This window comes from Sphingobacterium sp. SGL-16 (assembly GCF_011043515.1).
Lineage (GTDB): Bacteria > Bacteroidota > Bacteroidia > Sphingobacteriales > Sphingobacteriaceae > Sphingobacterium > Sphingobacterium litopenaei.
Genome location: NZ_JAAKGQ010000003.1, coordinates 83363 through 105313 on the forward strand (window position 1 = coordinate 83363; position 21951 = coordinate 105313).

Genomic DNA, 21951 nt, shown 5'->3' on the forward strand with positions numbered 1-21951 from the left:
ATGGAAACGAATATTGAACAATTGAAATATCCGATTGGAAAATTTATTCAACCGTCTTTAATAACAGCTGTGGAGATTAATAATTGGATTGATATCATTAGAGAGTTTCCATCAAGGCTAAGAAAAGAAGTGGAAAGTTTGAATGCTGAGGATTTGCAAAAAAAGTATAGACCGAATGGCTGGACGATTGCACAGGTCGTACATCATCTTGCGGATAGTCATATCAACAGCTTTATTCGATTCAAACTAGCTCTGACAGAAGAAAAGCCGACTATTAAGCCTTACTTTGAAAACTTGTGGGCTGAACTTCCTGATTCAAAAGATTTCCCAATCGCTGGATCATTAAAACTGTTGGAGGGTTTGCATGCGAGGTGGGCGTATCTTCTTAGAAATCTGAGCATAGAAGAATGGGATAAGGAATTTGTTCATCCCGAAAGTGGTAAAACAATAAGCTTAAAAACCAATCTCGGTATCTACGCTTGGCATTGTGAGCACCATTTAGCGCATATTGTAAATGCTAAAAAGTTATAATAATAAAAAGAACTCCACATTTTTTTAATTAATATGTGGAGTTCTTTTATTATGGTCTAACGGAGAAGATAATTCTATATCCATCTGGATCCAGAATCATTATCCCATTCTCTTCCCAAAGGTGGATTTTTTGGCTTTATTAATTCAATTCCGTTTTGCTGTAGGAAATTCTGTTTTACTGCTAATTCTTCCATTGAGGACAAATAGAAAACTAAAGCATCATCTTCGTCAAATGTAGATTCTGGTTTATCAGGAGAAACTGTGAATTCCAAATGCCAATCTACGTTTTCTAGACCAAGAAAGACACCATCGTAATTGCTGTGTCCTTCAAAACCTCCCAACATTTTTAATCCTACAATATCCGTATAGAATTTAATTATTTGAGCAAGGTGGGTTGTATGTCTTGCATATCTGAATCTCATAATTTTAGTTTATTTTAAAATCAAAATATTTATCCTTAAAAGGTTCATTATTTAGCGTATAATGCCACCATTCTTTGCTGTAGGCTCTAAAGCCATATTTTTCCATGATTTTTTTAAGCTTAATACGATTCTGTTTCTGCGTGGTGGTGATTTTTTGGTAATCATGTCCAGATTCTTCACCAAAGAAATCAAAAGGTGCACCCATATCGAGTTCTTTTTTATTTTCTAAATCAATAATAGTTAAATCAATGGTACTTCCGCGACTATGTCCTGATTTGGAAGCAATAAACCCTTTTTTAAACAAATCTCGCTTATCTACTCGCGGATAAAATTCCTGACGCATCAATGTATCTTTAATATCTTGCGCCCATCGTTTGAAATGATTAACAGCTGTCTGTGGTCTGTAAGCATCAAATACTTTCAACCCTAAACCTTCCTTATTGAGTTCATTTTCTATTTTTTGTAATGCTTGCGTTGCACGTTTAGTTAGGATGACTTTGTTTGCGTTATAGCCATCCACTCTTTTACCCACAAAATTGTGTGTTGTATAATATCTTAATTCCACTGCAATATGTGGAATATAATCAGTGACATAGACAAATCCTTCTGGTAAGGTAGACTTTTTCTGTCCGTAAACAATTAGGTTTAATATTAAAAATAACGTCAATAAAAGATGCTTCATAGATGTAAGGTTTAAGTCATAAAGGTAATCAAAAGTGCTAATAATTATAGTAAAGCTGTGGTACATTGGATCAAAATTCCTAACTTTACAACCTATTTCTAACGAAAAAATAAAGCATTATATTTTGGATTTTTTAGCAGGATTAAATCCCTCCCAACGAGCTGCTGTAGAACAAACCGAAGGACCGGTGATGATAGTAGCGGGAGCTGGTTCAGGAAAGACACGTGTAATTACTTATAGGGTTGCTCACCTTATTCAAAAAAGAGTAGATCCATTTAATATTTTGGTTCTGACCTTTACAAATAAGGCGGCCAAAGAGATGCGTGAACGTATTATGAAAGTGGTAGGTTCAGAGGCTAAGAATATTTGGATGGGAACATTTCACTCTATTTTTGCGCGTATTCTACGTGTAGAAGCAGAGTTGATCGGCTATCCAAAGAATTTCACGATTTACGATACAGATGATACCAAAAGTTTGTTGCGTGCAATCTTGAAAGAGATGAATCTTGACGACAAGCTTTACAATGTGAATCACGTGTATGGTCGTATATCTTCTGCAAAGAATAATTTGATATCTCCACAGGAGTATAATAAAAATGAAGCCTTGATGGCTGAAGACCGTGAAAATGGTCGCCCACAAATGGGACAAATCTATATGACCTATGCGCAACGTTGTTACCGTGCTGGGGCAATGGACTTTGACGATTTGCTGTTCAAGACGAATGTGTTATTGAATAAATACCCAGAAACGCTTTACAAATACCAGCATCAGTTCAAATATCTGATGGTGGATGAGTATCAGGATACCAACTTCTCACAATATCTGATCGTAAAAAGATTGGCTGCGGTAAATGAAAATATCTGTGTGGTAGGGGATGATGCCCAAAGTATTTATGCCTTTCGTGGTGCGAATATTCAAAACATCTTGAATTTCCAAAAGGATTATCCAGATGTGAAAGTCTTCAAATTAGAGCAAAATTACCGTTCGACAAAAACTATTGTAAACGCAGCGAATAGCATTATCGCAAATAACAAAAATCAATTGGAGAAAAATGTTTTCTCTGATAATGAGGAAGGCGATAAAATCAAAGTAGCGCGTGCATTTTCGGATAATGAGGAAGGTAAGATTGTAGCCGAAGCCATTATTCAAGAGAAAACGTTAAAATCGCTTCCTTACAAAGCTTTTGCGATTCTATATCGTACCAATGCGCAGTCACGTGCGATGGAGGAATCGTTGCGTAAATTAAATATTCCATACAAACTGTACGGTGGAACTTCATTCTATCAACGTAAGGAGATTAAGGATTTAATTGCCTACTTCCGTCTGACTTACAATCCAAACGATGAGGAAGCGTTGAAACGTGTAATCAATTATCCGCGTCGTGGTATTGGTGATACTACTGTAGAAAAAATTATCGTGGCTGCAGATCGTAATCAATATAGACTTTGGGATGTTGTTGCTAATGCGCAGATGTTTTTGGATGGTCGTAGCGCTACTTCAGTAGGGAATTTTGCTACAATGATTCAAAGTTTTCAAGCCGTTGGTAATAACTCTAGTGCTTTCGATACTGCGATGCATATTGCGCAGCATTCTGGCATTTTGAAAGATTTGTACGAAGATAAATCAGTAGAAGGTTTAGCACGATACGAAAATATTCAAGAGTTGTTGAATGGTATCAAAGAGTTTTCGGAACGAGAGGATATTGAGCAAAAGTCTTTGGATGTATTCTTGCAAGATGTCGCATTGTTGACAAACGATGATAATGACAAGGATCCAAATGCGGATACGGTATCTTTGATGACTATTCACGCTTCTAAAGGGTTGGAATTCCCTGTGGTATTTATAGTTGGATTAGAAGAAAATTTATTTCCTTCACAATTATCCTTAAATTCGCGCAGTGAATTGGAAGAAGAACGTCGATTGTTCTATGTGGCTGTAACACGTGCTGAGAAAAAATTGCATTTGTCTTATGCTACATCTCGTTACCGTTGGGGAACATTGAATAATTGCGAACCAAGTCGTTTCATCGATGAGTTGAATCCAAGCTATTTGGATTTGGACTTCAATCCGCGCACTTCTGGACCTTCGGATGGTGCTTTCAAATCCGATCGTATCGCTTGGCAAACTAAAGAAAAAGATGCTTTTTCGAAGCCTAAGCCAAAGGTAGTCAAGACGACTTCTATTTTACCAAAGGCGCATGTACCGACCGCAGGGTTTGCTCCATCGGATACAAGCAATTTGCAAGTAGGTATGGAAGTAGAGCACGAACGTTTCGGTTTTGGAAAAGTTGTCAACTTAGAAGGAAACAAACCTGATATTAAAGCAACTATTTTCTTCAAAGAGTTGGGACAGAAACAATTGTTGCTTAAATTTGCAAAACTTAGGATAGTTCAATAAGAACTTATATCTTTACTAGATTAAAAAATAATAACGTATTATACGTTTAATATCACTATATGAATTTTGATTATAACAGTACTCGTCCCAAATTAATATTGGCCGAATATGGTAGAAATGTGCAAAATATGGTCGACTATATTTGCACGGTGCCTGATAAAGAAGAGCGCAACAGATTGGCTCAGGTGGTGATTGATATGATGGGCGTGCTTAATCCACATTTGCGTGATGTATCTGATTTCAAGCACAAACTTTGGGATCACTTGTATATAATTTCGGATTTCAAAATCGATGTAGATTCACCGTATCCAGTTCCAAAACGTGAGGAAATACATCATAAGCCAGAAACGTTACCTTATCCTCAACATAAGATTCGTTTCAAACACTATGGTCATATCGTAGAAGAAATGATCCAGAAGGCTATTTCCGTATCTAACGAAGAGACTAGAGCTAAATTAACTTTAGGTGTAGCTAATTTTATGAAAATGGCTTATACCACTTGGAATAAAGATTCTGTTAATGACTTGCAGATCATTGAGGACTTGAAAGAGTTGTCAAAAGGCGCATTGACATTGCCAGAGGATACTGTATTGACAAAATTAGATTTCCGTACTCCGCCTCCAGGAAACCGTGTGAAAACACAACAAAGTTCTTCGAATAATAATCATAAGAGTGCGCAATCTAATAACAATAATAGAAAGCCGAGCAATAATACAAGAAGCAATAATAACAACAACGATAAGAGAAAATCGTACAGCAATAACAACAACAATAGCGGTAGCGGTTTCAAAAAAAATTATCAAAATAACAACTACAAAAAATAATCTTTGTAGTTTGTTTTAGTATTTTCAATAAGTAACTAATACAGTAATTAGTTACTTATTTTATTTAATGAAATATCCTTTTTAGTATATATGAACGCATTTGAAATACATGGTGGAAAACCTTTGAAAGGTGAAATTATTCCTCAGGGGGCAAAAAACGAAGCATTACAGATTTTGTCAGCGGTATTGTTGACAGAAGAAAAAATGACGATTAGTAATATTCCTGACATCAAAGACGTGAATAAGTTGATTGACTTATTGGGGTCATTAGGAGTTACTGTAAACAAATTAAATAAGGATACTTACGAATTCGAAGCGAAAAATATTAATATAGATTATTTCACATCTGAGGAATTCAAACAGAAAGGTGGAGGTCTTCGTGGTTCTATTATGATTGTAGGTCCATTGTTAGCTCGCTTTGGAAAGGCTGCAATCCCTAAACCAGGAGGTGATAAAATCGGACGTCGTCGTTTGGATACACACTTCTTAGGATTTGAAAAACTAGGTGCAAAGTTTATCTACGATGCCGAAAATGAATTTTTCAATGTAGATGCTACGCAATTACGAGGTACATATATCTTGTTGGATGAAGCGTCAGTGACAGGTACGGCAAACGTAGTCATGGCAGCTGTATTAGCAAAAGGCACTACGACGATTTACAATGCAGCGTGTGAGCCCTACTTACAGCAATTGTGCAAAATGTTGAACCGTATGGGAGCGAAAATCTCTGGAATAGGTTCTAATTTGTTGACAATTGAAGGTGTAGAAAAATTAGGTGGTACGGAACATCGTATGTTGCCAGATATGATTGAGATTGGTTCTTTCATTGGTTTGGCAGCTATGACGGGTTCGGAAATTACGATCAAAGATGTAGCCTATCCAGAATTGGGTATTATTCCTTCCGTATTCCAACGTTTGGGTATCAAGATGGAACTGCGTGACGACGATATCTTTATTCCCGCACAAGATTCCTATGAGATCGATACATTTATCGATGGATCAATCTTAACGATTTCTGATGCACCTTGGCCGGGTTTTACACCTGATTTATTGAGTATAGTGTTAGTGACGGCGATTCAGGCAAAAGGTAATGTATTGATTCACCAAAAAATGTTTGAAAGTAGATTGTTCTTCGTGGATAAACTAATCGATATGGGTGCTCAAATTATTTTGTGTGATCCACACCGTGCTACAGTAATTGGTTTGAACAAACAAACACAATTACGTGGTATTCCGATGTCTTCGCCAGATATCCGTGCCGGTGTTTCTTTATTGATCGCCGCCTTATCAGCTCAGGGTAAATCTACTATTTTTAATATTGAACAGATTGAGCGCGGTTATCAAAATATCGAAGAGCGTTTACGTGCTTTAGGAGCTGATATCAAACGAGTAGAAGCACAACCGATGGGTCACTAATTGTCTGCTTAATGTTAATAAACAACAAATAACTTTCTTTTATGTCTAAGAATTCTATTTTTGCGTATTAACTATTTAAACACATTATTTAGCATGAAAAAATTAGTTTTATTTGCAGCAGTAGCTTCTCTTGTATTAGCGTCATGTGCTGGAAATCCAGAAGGTAAAAAAGCAGAAGCAACAGATTCAGTAGCAGTTGCTGATTCAGTAGCTGGTAATACGTATACTGTCGATACTACACAATCGCAATTGGTATGGAAAGGTACTAAAGTGACGGGTGCTCACGAAGGTACTGTAGCTATCAAATCAGGTTCTCTATTTGTAGATAATGGTGCTATCACTGGTGGTAACTTCGTATTGGATATGAATACAATCAGCAGCACTGACTTAGATGGTGAATACAAAGAGAAATTAGACGGACACTTAAAAGCAGACGACTTCTTCGCAGTAGCTACATTCCCAGAGGCTTCATTCCAAATTACTGAAGTTAAAGCTGGTGCAACTGCTAATGACGTAGTAATCTCTGGTAACTTAACGATTAAAGGTATTTCTAAAAATATCACTTTCCATGCTAAAGTGGATGAAGTATCTGATTCAGTAGTTAAATCTTCTGCAGACTTCAATATTGCACGTGAAGACTGGGGCGTAACTTACGAAGGTAAAAAAGACGATTTGATCTCTAAAGAAATCAATTTCAAAGTAACTATCGTAGCTAATAAATAATTAGTAGCTCAAAATATATTTAAGAGGCCTATATATAAAAATATAGACCTCTTATTTTTTGTCAAATAAAGTTTTTCGGTGATTAGTGCCCCAATTTACTAATTGTGTTATTATCGTTTGTAAGCTTTTTCCGTAAGGCGTAATTTCATATTTTACGGATACCGGTTTTGTGTGGGGAGGTTCTCTAAAAATAAGCCTATTTGTTTCCAATGTTTTAAGCTCTTTGCTCAAAACTTTTGCAGATAACCCTGGAATATCATGCTCTATTTTCTTAAATGTATTTACTTCATGCTCTCTAGTTGCCAAGTAGTGAATAATAAGTAATGTCCATTTGCCTCCAATAATTTCTAAGGAGTCCTGTAAGGCGAGTAAATCGGCTGTACAAGCTGGTGGATCTGAAATTGGCTTTGAAATCATATCCTTAAAATTAAGGATATTTTGTTAGAAGATTAAAAAAAAGTGGCTCTGGAAAGCCACTCCAATAAACTAATGATGATATATATTGAGAAGTATTTTAGCGTAATTTTTACCCAGTTGTCGATAACCAGCTGGACTAAAATGAAGTCCGTCTGGAATACCTTCACAATCTTTGGAAGAAACTACATGCGCATTCTGAATTGTTTGGGGTAAGGTTTGGATAATAGCATTCATGCTAGCACATTTTCCTCCCTCCTCAGCAGAAAGCATTTCTCCCGCTAGGATAGGGGTGTTTTCCGCTTTTAGATTAAGGTCATTCAATAAATTTGTATACACTCTATTTACCTTATTTGGCCAATCTCTATCGCCTGTATTGGACTCACCTTGATGTAGCAAAATTCCTTTAATGACACCTGATTTTTGAGCAATCTTAGCCATTTCCACTAATCGAGCATACGGATTATTGTCATAGGCTGACAACATGCCTTTCATCCAATTCGGTGCTTTTTCTACGTAAGTAGCCGTGCTGTCTTTATCAAATAACTGTATATGACATCCACCTACCGATACATTGATAATGCCGATGCGCACATTGGGAGCGGTGTTTTCCGCTAGAGTTTTTGCAAAATAATCAGCTGGAGTAAGTCCTGTATGACAACGCGTAAGGGGGGATTGTGCAATATACCATTCTCCTTTTTTACGATTTAATTCTGGACAGTCTACGCTTTGCAATAGCATTACGCGTTTATCAGTAACGGTGTCTTGAGGTTCGAATTTTCCATGGCCTTCCATATTAGATTGTCCAAAACATAGGTAAATATGAAAGTTTGGATCTTGGGCATTCACCAAGCTATAGCTTGTAATAGAAATCAGAAGAAATATTTGCTTTATAAATTTCATTCGAAAAGTCTTAAGTTTTTTAAATTGTTGAAAAAAAGGGAGGAGCATGAATCTACCTCCCTTCCAATGACTGGCTCAGTCATTATATTTATCACAAGGTTCTTATTTCATTTTGCCTAAAGCTTCTGTAACCGCTTTATATGCTGGTTTTCTTACGAAACCTTCTGTCCAAATACCAATAGGCTCACCTCTTCTCCAGAATGAATATTCATTGTCTGGACTATCTAATGGACTCCAAATGGTAATACCGTATTGTTGTGCTTTCGGAATGATTTCGAAATACTTTTCAATTACAAACTTGTACATATCAGCTTGTCTAGCATACATCTCGGCAGTAGCTTGAGGTGTTTTTACACCTACACCGATATCTAACTCCGAAATTTTGATAAGTTTGCCGGTAGCTGCCAATAATTGGAACATACTGACAATATTGTCTTTGTTCGTATTGATATCAATGTGCATTTGTGTACCAATACCATCTACTTTTGCACCTTTGCTTTCCACATATTCCACATAGGCAATCAGCCCTTTACACTTATTGCCACCGCCCTCTAAGCCGTAGTCATTAATGAAAAGTAAATCATTGGTATTACCGTATTTACGTGCAAACTCAATAGCTTTGACAGCATAATCTTTGCCCATATAGTCTTGCCAGTAAAATTCATCATCCGCCATTTCAGCTTTTCCAATACCCGTTTTCAAAGCATATTGATCTGGCCAATCCGACATTGGTTCATTTACGACATCCCAAGCTTTCACATATTCTTTAGTGGTCGTCATCATGCCTTTGATAAAATCCTCAAGTGCATTCGTGATGATATCTTTTTTCTCTTCAGGTGTTTTTTCAATTACATTACCGCCCATACCACCGAAACCTTCGCCATCAGCTGATAATACGCGAGATGAATTGTTACCCCAGCCTATCCATCCATCTATTCCATTCTCAAAGTCTCCGTTTCCAATGATATTTGTATTGCTACCTGCTTTTACCAATTTGACATTGTCTACGTAAATAGTACCATCATAATGTCCGAAATTGAAAATAAAGCGGTTGCGTACAGCGGTAGTTGTCAGTTTCAATTCAAATTCTTGGTATTCTGTCGTTAAAGCCACGGATCCGAAGCTGTTGCCTTGATAATCCGAGGTGCTTTGTAAGTCTGCACCTAATGTACCCGCTTTGCTACCTTTAGCTGCTAATGTCAATACGTATTCTGTATTATTTTCAATACCAGAAATATCAAAGGCCGCCTGTGCTTCCCACGTGTTTACCACCGATGGGTTTATCATTTTTAAAGCAAATCCTTTTTCAATAGGAGCACTTCCGCCACTACCTTCTTCATTATATTTTTCAACAGTAAAATTGTCAAAATAATATGTCGTCGCAGTTTTACCTAAATTGAAAGCTATCGTGGTACAATTTTCGGTGTCGCTACCAATGTTAATTTCTCTTTCAAATTTCACCCATTCACTTGTTGTTTTGAATGAACCGAAGAAATCCCAGTGTTTATAAGAATAAGGAACGGTATGCGCTTGAGAACCGAATTCAGCCGGAGCATCCGACTTTGCATACATTGTGAATCTGTATTTTTCACCCAATTTTGTTGCTGCTGGGAATTTAATGAATAACTGCGTATCCCAATCATTTGCTCTTACTTCAGCATTTACTAATTTTAGAGCACGACCTTCTCCACCTTCACCTTGTCCAGCGGCTGTAAATGATACCACAGCATTCGTGTTAAATTCATAATTGCTATTGTCCGCGGACTCAAAATTATTTGATGTGATCACATCCCAAGTGGGGCTTCCTGAACCAGGAAGTTTGATAGGTGCAATTAATTTATTTAGGTATGCTGCATTTTGTCCAGAATGCCAAGTTAAGGTATGACCAAATATAGCCACATTGTTTTCTTTAGCTGTTTCAATTAACTTTTCAACCCGTGAAAAATCCATTGTTCCATCCGCTTTCACGATGGAAGAGTGTTTCATCTCATAGCCCATCACCATTTCATTAAAGTTGCGATTTACTAATCTGTACATCACACCTTTGTTGATATAGTCATCGATATTAAGTGCTACTCCTAATTTGAAATTTGGATTTGCATTTTGATCGATATAGGAAATTAAAGGGTCATATGAATTAATATCTTCTTGTGCGATTACACTTTCGGGTTTTTCAGCAAAGTAGTCAAGAAACTCGGGTTTTGCGCAGGAGGAGAGTAGTAGACTCACCATTAATCCATAACCTAATTTTGTATGTAAACGTTTCATAATTCTAATTGATTAATAATTTTAGAATATTAAGGTTTAAGAGCTACATTAAATGTTTCCATCTTAACACCTCTATCACGCATAACTAATGTATCTTTTGTGGATACACTCATTTGTGCCATTTCTATTTGGTATTCTAGATATAATCCATCTCGATCTGTATTACCCCAACTGTTTTTTTCTCTTTTTTTGACAAAAGCTCCTCGACCAGTGGCGGTTACTCCATTTGTTGCTGAGCTAATAGTGCAATTGTTATTATTGTCAAATGCTAACATCAATTCGATGTTGATATTTGTGCCATCTACATCTTTGAAGGTCAACGGTAGTTTTGCGTTTTGACGAGATGCAGTTATTAAATTTTTAACTTCATCTTTTTCGACAGAAGCATTTCTACGGTTTAATGTTTGGTTCAAGGAATTGTTTCCATTCTTGCCTACTATTATATCTTGACCACGTCTAAGGTAGTTACCATGCCAAGTATTGATATATTTTATAGCATAAAATGTATAATCTTTAGGTTGAACTTCCCAATCATCTGCAACTGCTCTGCGTTGAAGGCTTCCAATTTTAGGTGTACCGGATAATATAGAATCTGCATTAGTCACATTGGTAATACGTAAGGGTAATACGTATGTGGTATTAATGGATTTGGGATCTGCAAAGAATGCATCGGTTAATTGTACTTCCACACCTCCTGAAGGCTTTCCTTGTGGAATAATCATCTGATTAGAAGCTAATGTATAATAATTTGATGGTAAAGGGAGTACATCGCCTCCCTCAGGGCTATATATTATATTTTGTGTCAACGCATTATCAACGACGAAATCAACTTTGACGTCTTCTTTTGTACTGTATACACCACCAGTAGTAGCCATTACATTGATTTTACCTTGATTATCCAAAGATGTATCAAAAATATCTTCACCCAATGTGATGGTACGTACAGGATATTGGTAGGCAAAGTAAACCGTTTGATATTCGTAATCAGGAAATTCCCAATCTTGATTTTTGCAGCTTGTAATAGCCAACAATAAGGTCGCATAAATTATATTTATTCTTTTCATGAGTTCAAATTTGAAATGTTACCAACCATTATTTTGTTGAAGGTTATTATACTTTAATATTTCACTGTAAGGAATTGGGCCATACTGCATATATGGTTCGAAAACACGGTTTTCTACCGTAATTACATTATAAGTATTGTTTTCTATGCTAATGCCTTGAGCAGGAATTGTTAGATTTTCGTTCCATCTGCGCAAATCCCAGAATCTGAATCCTTCAAAACATAGTTCTAAACGTCTTTCATTACGAATTAACTGACGCATTTGATCTTTGTTGTTTTTTACCTGTTCTAAATATGGATCTCCATTCGTAGTTCCTACACCAGCGCGTGTACGAATAGCTTTGATAATATCATAGGCTGAAAACGAGAATGAACCTCGACCAGTAGGTCCCCAAGCTTCATTTGCAGCTTCGGCATAAGCTAAATAAATTTCTGTCATGCGTAATCGGGGAGTGACATGGTATTGACCAGATACATTTGATGGATTTAAATTTACATCCTGACGTAAAAGCTTACGCATATAATAGCCCGTACGTGTAGATGTCTCAACTTTGTTGAGTCCATCGTTAGTTGGACTATTTACCGCGGTATTGATAGCGGTATTATTTACTCCAGAAGTAGACCCATTGACCAAGATATAATTTTTTAATCTTGGATCTCTATTATCATAAGGGCTATTTGCATTATAGCCGCTTGCCGCATCATTAATTGGATAACCATTAGCCATTGGAAATGCATCTACTAAATTTTGTGTAGGATTTAATCTTCCTCGCCCAAATAAGGTCGGAGGAAAGTGATCTGCCTCTAAAGAGGAAGAAAGGTCACCTCTGTCAACACGCCAGATAATTTCTGCTGTGTTTCTTCCGGACTCCATCTGATTTACACTTGCTGGTAAATAGAATAGTGCACCTTGAGGATCAACACCAGATATGCCACCTTTTTGCTGTATAACATTCCCAGCATAATTTGCTGCTTGTTCCCATTTAGCTGTATTACCATCATTAAAAGCAGGACTAGCTGCTAAAAGAGCTGCTTTAGCGCGAATAGCTTGGCTAATTCTTTTGGTCATACGAAGTCTGAATTTTTCGCCAAAAACTTGGTTATAGTCTGTTAAGTTTACACCTAAGGATTGGTATTTAGCGGGTATTTGGCTTGCATTTGAAATATCTTCAAAATCAAGCGGTAAAAGTTCGTCTGCTTTATCTAAATCTGCATAAATTTGTTGCATACATTCCTCAAAAGTGGCTCTAGGTTTATTAAAGTCAGATTCTGAAGTTTCGTATTCTAGTACAATTGGTATTCCCAATACTTCACCGCTACTTGTTTTGCCAGCATGTGTTTGCAATAAATGGAACATAAATAATGCGCGTAAGCCTAATGCTTCACCTTTCATCCGATCATTGAACATCGAATTAATAGGAGCAGAGGATGACCACTCCACTTTATCTTGAATGGATAGAAAATTATTAATGTATTGAATTGCTGAACGACTGTTTCTCCATTGTTCTAAAGGATTATTCATGGCAGTCCATTGACCCGTAGCAATTTTTAAATAATTGCTCGCGCGATCATTTGTTACCGCATCATCTGTAGCTACATCATTGAATGACCAACTATTTGTAGGTACTCTGTTATAGCCGTTGAGTAAGATACCTTGTGCATATAAAGGTCTTGTATATGCAGTTTCAATATCTAGAAAATTTTCGATTGAAGGTGTAAACATATCTTCACATGACGTGAATGCTATAGTCGATGTAACACCTAATATGAATAGTAATTTTTTCATGTCTTATCTATTAGTCTTGTTCTAGAATAGAGCCTTAACGCCAAAGTTGAAAAATCTGGTTTGTGGTGTACTACCCACTGATAGCTGCATAGTTTCTCTTTCTTTAGCAAAAGTCATTAGATTGAAACCATTTACATAAGTGCCTAACTCACGAAGAATTCCCTTGCCCAAAATAGATTTAGGAAAATCGTATGATATCTGGACTTTGCTTAAATCAAAACGATTTGTACTATACATCCAGAAATCAGAAGCTCTATAATTATTATCACTATTGTTAGTAGTCAATCGGGGATAAGTAGCGGTCGTACTAGTCTCCGGAGTCCAACGATTACGAACGACTTCTGAATATTTGTCTTCCGCATCAACCCAGAAATAAGAATTATTACGCAAAGCATTAGCACCATTACGACTTGTCGCGACAGCGAACAAGGTTAAGTTTTTCCATTTGGCAGTAATATTGAATCCTAAAGAGAAAGGCGCACCGGCCCATCCTCCTTTGCCGAGATAAATTTCATCACGTGTATCAATTGTACCATCACCGTTTTGGTCTATGTATTTGATGTCACCAGGTCTCACTTCACCAAATGATGAAGTAGCTGAATTATCTATATCGCTTTGATCTCTATAGAATCCATTACTTTGGAGCCCCCAAATAGCATCCAATGGTTTTCCTGTACGGTTTTGGTAAGCAAATTCAAATATCTCATCACGTTTAGAAGCTTGGGTGTCATAATAAAGTCCATTCACTCCTAAAGAAAGACTGCTAGAACTATTAAAAGATTTATTAATATTAATTCCAAAATCAACCCCCTTACGTTCATCTATATTATAATTCACATATGGTAAATCAGAATATACAGGCCAGTATGACATAAAATACATAGGATATATGGTACTTGGCTGGGTCAATAAACCATTCATCTGATTATAGAAATAAGTTGCATTATAACTGATTAAGTTATTAAACATATTGGCTTCAAAGCCAAAGCTAAACTCTCTACGTTTCGGGTAAGTCATATCTTTATTATCTCCACGCACACGATCAAAAGAATGTACAAGTTGACCATCTGCCCAACTGTACCATGCACCTTCTTGATAGGTATAATAGCCTTGATACATATAGAATTGCTCAATATCCACGTCTGTATTCACTATACCAGCAGAAGCTTTAAATCGAAGATCATTAAAAATGCCTCCTTTCATAAATTCTTCTTCACTTAATCTCCACGCTAAGGATAGTGTAGGGGAGAAGGCTTTACGTTTACCTTCCGGTAATTTTGCAGAATGCGGCAATGCTCCGCTGAAGTCAGCATAATATTTGTTTGCAAAATTGTAACCCAGATGTAAGCCTAAGTTTGCATTACTTTGCTTATGATATTCTGCTGATCGTGTTATTTGAAATGCATTAGCCAGAAGAATCGCGGACACATGATGATTGTCGTTATATGTACGGAAATAATTAAGCCTAGCATTCATGCCAATTGTTTGACGATAAATACTACCTCCAATATTCTGAACACCGTTTCTACGATCTTCGCCATATTTTGTCAAACTGCTAATCAAATCTTCTCCATTATAATTATTCCATGCGGCTTGGTAGACGGCATAGGTATTATTGTACGATTGATTGTATTGATTTTGATAATCAATAGCTAAGGCTGTTTGAAAAGTAAGTCCTTCCGTAATTCCTTTCAAATCAAAATCTAATCCTGTATTAAATTGAAATTGCCTATTCATATGACGACTGCTTCCACCAGAATATATAGTGGCAAAGGCATTAGTTTGATCAAGTTGGCTTCCACCTAATAAATACTGTCCATTTACTAAGAAGTTGGTGGTATTTACATAAGTCCAAGAGTTCTCATCTGCTTCCTCGAGCATACTAATGGGAATAAGTGGTGAGAAGCGATGTGGTCTACCAGTCGCTGCTGCTGCCCAATAGTCCGTGTTTACACCTTTTTGGGTGTAGAAGCTAGCAGAAGCATCAACATTAAGTGACATGATGCTATTAAGTCTAGAATCAATGTTTCCGCGCATATTGAATCTATTAGATGTATTTCCCTTCGCTTCACCAAAATTTAAAAGTGATCCGGCCGACCAAAAACCAAAATTTGTATAATATTTAGTTTTGTCACCTCCTCCAGAAACTTCAGCTGTGGCGTCATAGCGATTGAAGCTGTTCTTGATATAATCCGAAGAATAATAGTCTACATTTGGATATCTATAAGGATTAATTCCGACTGCATGATGATATATAGTTTCTTCACTATATAGGTTAGGTAGTCCATCATTTCTTCTGGCCTCATTATATAATGTCATATATTCGGCAGATCCTAAATATTTTGGATAGCTAATTGGCGTATTAATACCCGCATTCGTACGGATATTAATCTTTTGATTATCTTCCTGTCCGCGTTTTGTAGTAATATATATTACTCCTTTAGATGCTAAACTTCCATATAACGCAACTGCATTAATTCCTTTCATTACAGAAATTTCTTCGATCTCTGTAGGCATTACATTATTAGCGTCTCTTGGAAAACCATCTACCAATAATAGATATCCCCCAGTTCCCCAAATATTACCATTGTATCCTGGAATAAAGGCATCCAAATTGTCTAAGCTGTAAGTGGTGTAATTTTTATTTAATAGGTTATTAATATTGATGGCGCTTACTTCGCCCATTACATCTTTTTTCTTTACTTTACGAAAAGCTACTTGAACCAATTCGGTACTATCTGTATACAAACTATCTTGCAGGGCAATAGAAAAAGATATATTATTTGGGTGTGCAAATAGGTATATTCCTGGAGAAGCTAATATTCCCATGGATGCAATACTTAAGCACACCGCTTTCTTTATGTTTTTATACTTCATTGTCTTCATAATTTAATGAATGGATCATCCTCCGGATTACCAGCCTGGATTTTGATAAAACTCAGGATATAAATTCACATCCGATACTTTAAGTGGTAACCAATAATGTTTGGAAGAAAAATTTCTTTCCAATATCACATTCTCTCGAATATTTACAATACGGTTATTTGTTGGATCTTCGGGGTCAAATGATGCTCTGTCGAATTCTACCGACGTCTTTAAGGTATATGGTCTTTCGATTAATAATAGCCATCTTCTTAAATCATTAAAACGGTGTCCTTCATATGCTAATTCCACCGCGCGTTCGCGTCTTAACTCATCCAAGAATGTAGACACTGAACTTTGAAACTTTTGATGCACAGGGGCTACACCAGCGCGCTCACGAATAACATTTACGGCATCCAACGCTGTTTTACTAAAGTTTGATGATTTGCCACTAATACTGTTGTTTCCCATTAAAGCAGCCTCTGCGTACATTAAATACACATCAGCAAGCCGTAAATAGGGTATGTAAATATTCATAGCGTATGAGTAATCGAAATGCCTGTCGTAGTTATTGGCAGCCAACGTCGTAAACTTTCGTAAAGAATAACCTGTCCGAGACCCATTTTGAATACTTCTATATGATCCTCCTGTGTATAATTGCGCGTAGCGTCTGAGATTAGGATCCATATCAGTTTCCGTAATATTTCCAGTAACCACTTTCACGCCGTCAAATAGTATGTCTGTATAGAATCTAGGATCTCTATTTTTCCAAGGATAATTTGGATCATACCCAGATTCTGGATCAGCTTTAGTAATGTCCTTTATTGGTAATCCATTTGCCATACCATAATTGGCATGTACATAGTTTGCTGTAGGATTGAATTTTATTGCGTCACCTTCGGAAATTAAACCAGGGAGGTATTGTTTACTGGTATTATAATGGGTGTCGTTACCATTATTATAAGGTCCTCGAAAAATAGCCTCCGTACTACCTGGCAAAGCCCAGTTTTGATTAATTGTACGGAATACGGTATGAATATTAGTGAAATCCACCAGTTTATATTTTGTCTGACCACCTTCAACCAATCCCAATAATTCACCAAAGGCTTCTGCTGCTTTTTTGCAATATTCCGCATGGTAATTTCTATCACCCGTTACAGTTTGGTTCATTAGTGGACTACCTGCCCATAGGTAATTCTTACCTAGGTAGGCAAGGGCCATTATTTTATTGATTCGAAGCTCATTCTTACCTAATGTTCTTCTTCCTGTCACGGTATTGTCCCAATCGAGCGGCAAAAGATTTGCTGCTTCGCGAAAATCTGCAGCTGCAAGGTCTGCACATTCATGATAGCTAAGCCTAGGTAATGTCAATTTTTCATCACTTGGTAGTACATAATTGATATATGGCATGCCACCAAAGTATTCCATTAGACGGTGATGAAACCAGCCTCTGAAAAATAATAATTGACCTTTTATTAAGTTACGTTCTTCTGCTGTGGCATCAGTCATTTTGTCAAAATTTTCTAATGCAATGCTAATTTTGCGTAAGCCAAACCAAGCAGCATTCCATAGGTCTTGAGAACCTCTATTACCCCAAGTTGTTGTAAAGTCATTTTGCTCCATCCAACCAGCCCCCCATCCATCGTGTTGCGCTTGCCAGCCCCAAAAATTCCCATTATCTATTTTATGAATAAAGTGATAGTCGCCAGCAGTAGTAGTAATTTCATCTTCACCCCAGTTCCAAGAGTTTGTCCAATAATTGTTTGTGAAATTCACAATACAATGGTATAATTCTTCGGTATAACCTTGAAAATTGACGAAGTTTTTGAATGCATCATCAGGAGAGACAATGGATTCTTCTTCTTTATCTAAATATTTCTCACAAGAAGTTAAGGATGTAACACCTAAGACTCCACAAGAAATAAGCACTTTAATATATTTAGAATATTTCATAATAAATCCAATTAGAATGTAATGTTAGCACCTAAATTAAAACGCTTTACAGTAGGGTAAGCTCCTTGCGATGCCCAACCTGTACCCGCATAATTTGACTCCCTGTCATCTGGCATTTTAGACCATAGCAATAAGTTGTGCCCATTTAAAAAGATACGTATATGCTGTAACCCCATTCTGCGTATGAAGTTATGGTCAGTAGTTAGGTTATAGGCTATTTCTGCTGTTTTTAGTCGAACATAGGATCCATCGTACATAAACCTATCGGCATTATTGTAACTACTTGCTAAAGCTAACCATCTAGGCATAGGCACGTCAGCGTCAATATTGTCTTTCGACCAATATGTACCTTCATGATAAGCCAAATTACGTTGACGGCCAAAACTTTCAAATACCACTTGACGCGTAACATTATTCACACCATACCATTGTGTCATTAAGCTGAAATTTTTGAAATCAAAACCAAGCGTAAGGTTATATGTGTTTTGAGGAACAGATGGATATGCATATGGGATATTATCTCTTGAATCGATAATTCCATCTCCATTAAAATCCACTATATGATAACTCCCAGGTAACTTATTATGATCATTATTATCATGCGCTGTAGATGAATATAGTTCGTCCCAAGTATTATAGCGACCAGCATTCACATGCGTATAAGTTTGACTGATTTGTTTATTTTCAAGTTTTTGATATTCCGGTAGTAGGGCAGGACTATCACCTTCAATGACTTTATCCTTTGCATGTGTAAAATTCATGTCCCCCCAAATTCTCCAGTTTTGATTGAGAGACTTGTTTGCTTTAATTTCTACCTCATATCCCTCATTTTCAACTATACCCAGATTGGCAACAGGAGCCGCAACGCCTAAATAGTCAGGAATCGCTCGGCTATTTCCAGGGATTAAAACATCAGTTCTTTTGTCTTTGAATATGTTAACTTGTCCAGTAATTAAATTATTAAATAATCCAAAATCAGCTCCAAAGTTTGTTTTTCTAACTTTCTCCCAGCGCACATTTGGATTTCCAAGAACATTTTCTTTGAACCACATGTAGCTACTTGTCTCTGGATTCACACCTACTACCCCCATTTTAGAGTTTCCACCCATAGTCCATTGCGTAAGATATAACCATCTACCTGCGACATTGTCATCCCCAATATCACCTACAGAAGCCCTAAGCTTCAACATATTCAATACGGAATTCCCTTTTAGGAAATTTTCCTCTGAAACTAACCAACCTAGACCTCCAGAATTGAAGAATCCAAATCTATATTCAGGCGCAAATTTCTCTGAACCAGTATATGCGCCATTGTATTCGATCATATACTTATTCTTGAAATTGTAGGTAGCACGAAATACCCAGTCTTCACGGAAATAGGGTTGTTGACTTCCTGTTGCATATTGGTTACGGTTAAATAAACCCATAGCAGTAAGATTGTGGTTTTCAGCAATTGTTGTTCTGTAATCCAACTGAAATTGATAGAAAAGTCTACGATAAGTAGATCCGTTGTTTACGTTTCCTTCTTGTTGAGTCCAGTCAATTCCCTCTACGAAATCAAAACCACTGTTATTTTGATTAAATCTGTATCTGGCTAAGCCAGTTTCAGGATCAATCCATTTTTCTTGAGGGTCATTAAATACATCGTTAATACCTCTTCCTGTCTCTACAAAGGTATTATCGAGAGAAAAAGTTCCTCTTGCTGTAAGACCGTTCACAAACATGTCTAATTTTTGTTCAAGCGTAAAATCAGATGTAATTCGATTAGTGGTTATAAATTGGTAACCCGCTAAAGCTAATGACCTTGCCGAATTGATACCAGCTTGTGAATCATTTGGGTAATAACCCCATGAGCCATCCGAATATCGTGGATAGATTACATCAGGGGCTAGAGTATAAGCAGCTATCCAAAAATCATATTCATTCACACCAATACGTGGACTTTTGCGCGTACCAGTTGATCCTGCTAGGTTAGTAGAGAATTTGGTGGTAGGAGTTAATTGAAAATCCAAATTAGATCTTACGTTAATTCTGTTGAAATTATACCCCGATTCGTAACCTCGGCTGTTGTCTCGATGTCGAAACATATCTCCTTCGAACAAATAATCTGCACTAGCAAAGTATTTTACTTTGGATGTACCACCAGCTATATTAACATTACTGTTTTGGGATAAAGCATATCCTTTAAATAATTCATCTGCCCAATCCACATTAACATAACGTTCTCTTTCCTCCTGATTGACTGGATAGCGATATTTATCAATTATATTTTGTGACTGATAATACGACCAGCTGTCTGGTGAAAGTGCTAATTCATTTTCAATAGCCAGGTTACGAAGCATCATTGCATCATACGCATCCATTTTTCCAGGTAATTGTGATACTGTCTTTACAATATTATTTACAGTTCCACGCACGGATGCGCGTCCTTCACGCCCTCTTTTGGTTGTAATTAGGATTACACCATTTGCACCACGTACACCATAGATAGCTGTGGCAGAGGCATCTTTTAAGACAGATACAGTTTCAATAGACCCGATATCCACACTGGTCATAGGACGTTCTACACCATCAACCATAATTAATGGCTCTGTATTATTCCAAGTACTGCGACCACGTATTACAATACGAGGATCTTCTTCACCTGGCATACCTGTACTTGCTGTAGTTACTACCCCAGGTACATTTCCTGTTAACGCTGCACCGACACTTGATACACCTCCGGCACGTTCTAAAACCTTCCCTGCTGTTTGTGCTACTGCACCTACAACGGTTTCTTTTTTCTGCGTACCGTAACCGACTACGATGGTTTCCTCGATTTCGATTTCTATAGAATTCAGCGTAATGGTAACGTTAGTTCTGTTTTGAATGTTTTCTTCTGTCCTTTCATATCCAAGTTTGGTCACCACCAAGGTGTTGCTATTCTGCGGTACTTGTATACTGAATTTACCTGCATCATCGGTAGTTACTTGGACATTTGTTCCTTTTACTAATATAGAAGCACCACTTACTGCTTCATTGTTCTGATCTTGGACAGTTCCTTGGACTCTTCTGGATGTTTGTGCCAAACTGTCGACTGGCACACTCAGCGCCAACACTAAGGAAAAGGCAAATGAGAAAATTATTCCCCAAAGTTTTTTCCAATGCCTAATGAGTGTGATGGTAGATTTTATCATCATAGCATTTCTTAAGTTTATAAATTAATTGGTTATACTTAGTAGGTAGAATTATGTTCTTCTATAAGATTTTTTTGGTTAGCTATTATGAAACTATATTACTTTAATAGGTAATGTAGTCTATCTAGTAGCTGCTATTGTAAATCATAGGTTAGTTTTTTGTTTTTCATAGTTTCTTTAGTTTATAAATGGTTATAAATAGATGATTTAAAATAGTTATTCATATATATGTACACTATCTCATAGCAAAAAATAAATGTCGATGTTGGTTACTTGTTTATAATTGTATATCAAAGCTACAGTAAGTAATTTTTTCGATAGGATAAGAATGTCTAAATGAATGATAAGAATGTCTAATCTTAGTTTCTACATTCTAGAGAACACGTTTTAGTGGGTTTTAATCAAATTCTAATTTCTGTTGCAATAAATAATTGATTTGAGAAGTTTTCTTGTAACAAGGAGTGATATTTCAGGAAAAGACAGCAAGTCTTAAAATAGAAAAAGGGAGGTTGAATTTTTTCATACCTCCC

15 protein-coding genes are annotated in these 21951 nt (G+C 36.7%); 5 read left to right on the forward strand and 10 right to left on the reverse strand.

Translation table 11 applies throughout. The annotated features are described in order from the left end of the window. Positions 1-531 carry a YfiT family bacillithiol transferase gene (locus tag G5B32_RS02175; RefSeq protein WP_165289912.1) on the forward strand — a complete coding sequence of 177 codons (531 nt, stop codon included), beginning with the start codon at positions 1-3 and terminating at the stop codon, positions 529-531. Positions 532-605: 74 nt separating this feature from the next. Here the strand turns inward: G5B32_RS02175 and G5B32_RS02180 are convergent, their stop codons facing one another. Together G5B32_RS02180 and G5B32_RS02185 are read right to left on the reverse strand one after the other, a co-directional pair. After that, positions 606-953, reverse strand: coding sequence for a VOC family protein (locus tag G5B32_RS02180; protein WP_206366763.1), 348 nt, complete (start codon positions 951-953; stop codon positions 606-608). Positions 954-957: 4 nt separating this feature from the next. After that, entirely contained in the window at positions 958-1635 is a 678-nt protein-coding gene (locus G5B32_RS02185; RefSeq protein WP_165289913.1) for a M15 family metallopeptidase, read from the reverse strand. A gap of 124 nt (positions 1636-1759) precedes the next feature. Between G5B32_RS02185 and G5B32_RS02190 the strand changes: the two genes are divergently transcribed. The 4 genes from G5B32_RS02190 (at position 1760) to G5B32_RS02205 (ending at position 6996) form a co-directional block, all read left to right on the forward strand. Further along, positions 1760-4033: an ATP-dependent helicase gene (locus G5B32_RS02190; protein WP_165289914.1), complete on the forward strand. Its 2274-nt coding sequence runs from the start codon at positions 1760-1762 to the stop codon at positions 4031-4033. Positions 4034-4092: 59 nt separating this feature from the next. Then, positions 4093-4857, forward strand: a complete 765-nt coding sequence (locus G5B32_RS02195; RefSeq protein WP_165289915.1) for a DUF4290 domain-containing protein — start codon at positions 4093-4095, stop codon at positions 4855-4857. Positions 4858-4947: 90 nt separating this feature from the next. Continuing rightward, a complete protein-coding gene (gene murA, locus G5B32_RS02200; RefSeq protein ID WP_165289916.1) occupies positions 4948-6273 on the forward strand; it encodes a UDP-N-acetylglucosamine 1-carboxyvinyltransferase in 1326 nt (441 codons plus the stop codon). Positions 6274-6366: 93 nt separating this feature from the next. Further along, positions 6367-6996, forward strand: a complete 630-nt coding sequence (locus G5B32_RS02205; protein ID WP_165289917.1) for a YceI family protein — start codon at positions 6367-6369, stop codon at positions 6994-6996. Between the two features lie 51 nt (positions 6997-7047). Here G5B32_RS02205 and G5B32_RS02210 read toward each other — a convergent pair whose 3' ends face one another. The 8 genes from G5B32_RS02210 to G5B32_RS02245 form a co-directional block, all read right to left on the reverse strand. Further along, on the reverse strand, positions 7048-7413 hold the full coding sequence (locus G5B32_RS02210; protein ID WP_165289918.1) for a winged helix-turn-helix transcriptional regulator: 366 nt from the start codon (positions 7411-7413) through the stop codon (positions 7048-7050). Positions 7414-7482: 69 nt separating this feature from the next. Next, positions 7483-8313: a sialate O-acetylesterase gene (locus tag G5B32_RS02215; RefSeq protein ID WP_165289919.1), complete on the reverse strand. Its 831-nt coding sequence runs from the start codon at positions 8311-8313 to the stop codon at positions 7483-7485. A 102-nt stretch (positions 8314-8415) separates the two neighbouring features. Beyond that, positions 8416-10581: an endo-1,4-beta-xylanase gene (locus G5B32_RS02220; protein ID WP_165289920.1), complete on the reverse strand. Its 2166-nt coding sequence runs from the start codon at positions 10579-10581 to the stop codon at positions 8416-8418. A gap of 29 nt (positions 10582-10610) precedes the next feature. After that, entirely contained in the window at positions 10611-11645 is a 1035-nt protein-coding gene (locus G5B32_RS02225; protein WP_165289921.1) for a DUF5627 domain-containing protein, read from the reverse strand. Positions 11646-11663: 18 nt separating this feature from the next. Continuing rightward, positions 11664-13430, reverse strand: a complete 1767-nt coding sequence (locus G5B32_RS02230) for a RagB/SusD family nutrient uptake outer membrane protein (RefSeq protein ID WP_165289922.1) — start codon at positions 13428-13430, stop codon at positions 11664-11666. Positions 13431-13451: 21 nt separating this feature from the next. Beyond that, complete coding sequence (locus tag G5B32_RS02235) at positions 13452-16316, reverse strand: SusC/RagA family TonB-linked outer membrane protein (RefSeq protein ID WP_240898977.1); 2865 nt, start codon at positions 16314-16316, stop codon at positions 13452-13454. 27 nt (positions 16317-16343) lie between these two features. Then, positions 16344-18245 (reverse strand): RagB/SusD family nutrient uptake outer membrane protein, encoded by a 1902-nt coding sequence (locus G5B32_RS02240; RefSeq protein ID WP_165289923.1) that lies wholly within the window; start codon positions 18243-18245, stop codon positions 16344-16346. An 11-nt stretch (positions 18246-18256) separates the two neighbouring features. After that, positions 18257-21424 carry a SusC/RagA family TonB-linked outer membrane protein gene (locus G5B32_RS02245; RefSeq protein ID WP_240898978.1) on the reverse strand — a complete coding sequence of 1056 codons (3168 nt, stop codon included), beginning with the start codon at positions 21422-21424 and terminating at the stop codon, positions 18257-18259. Between the last annotated feature and the right edge of the window lie 527 nt (positions 21425-21951).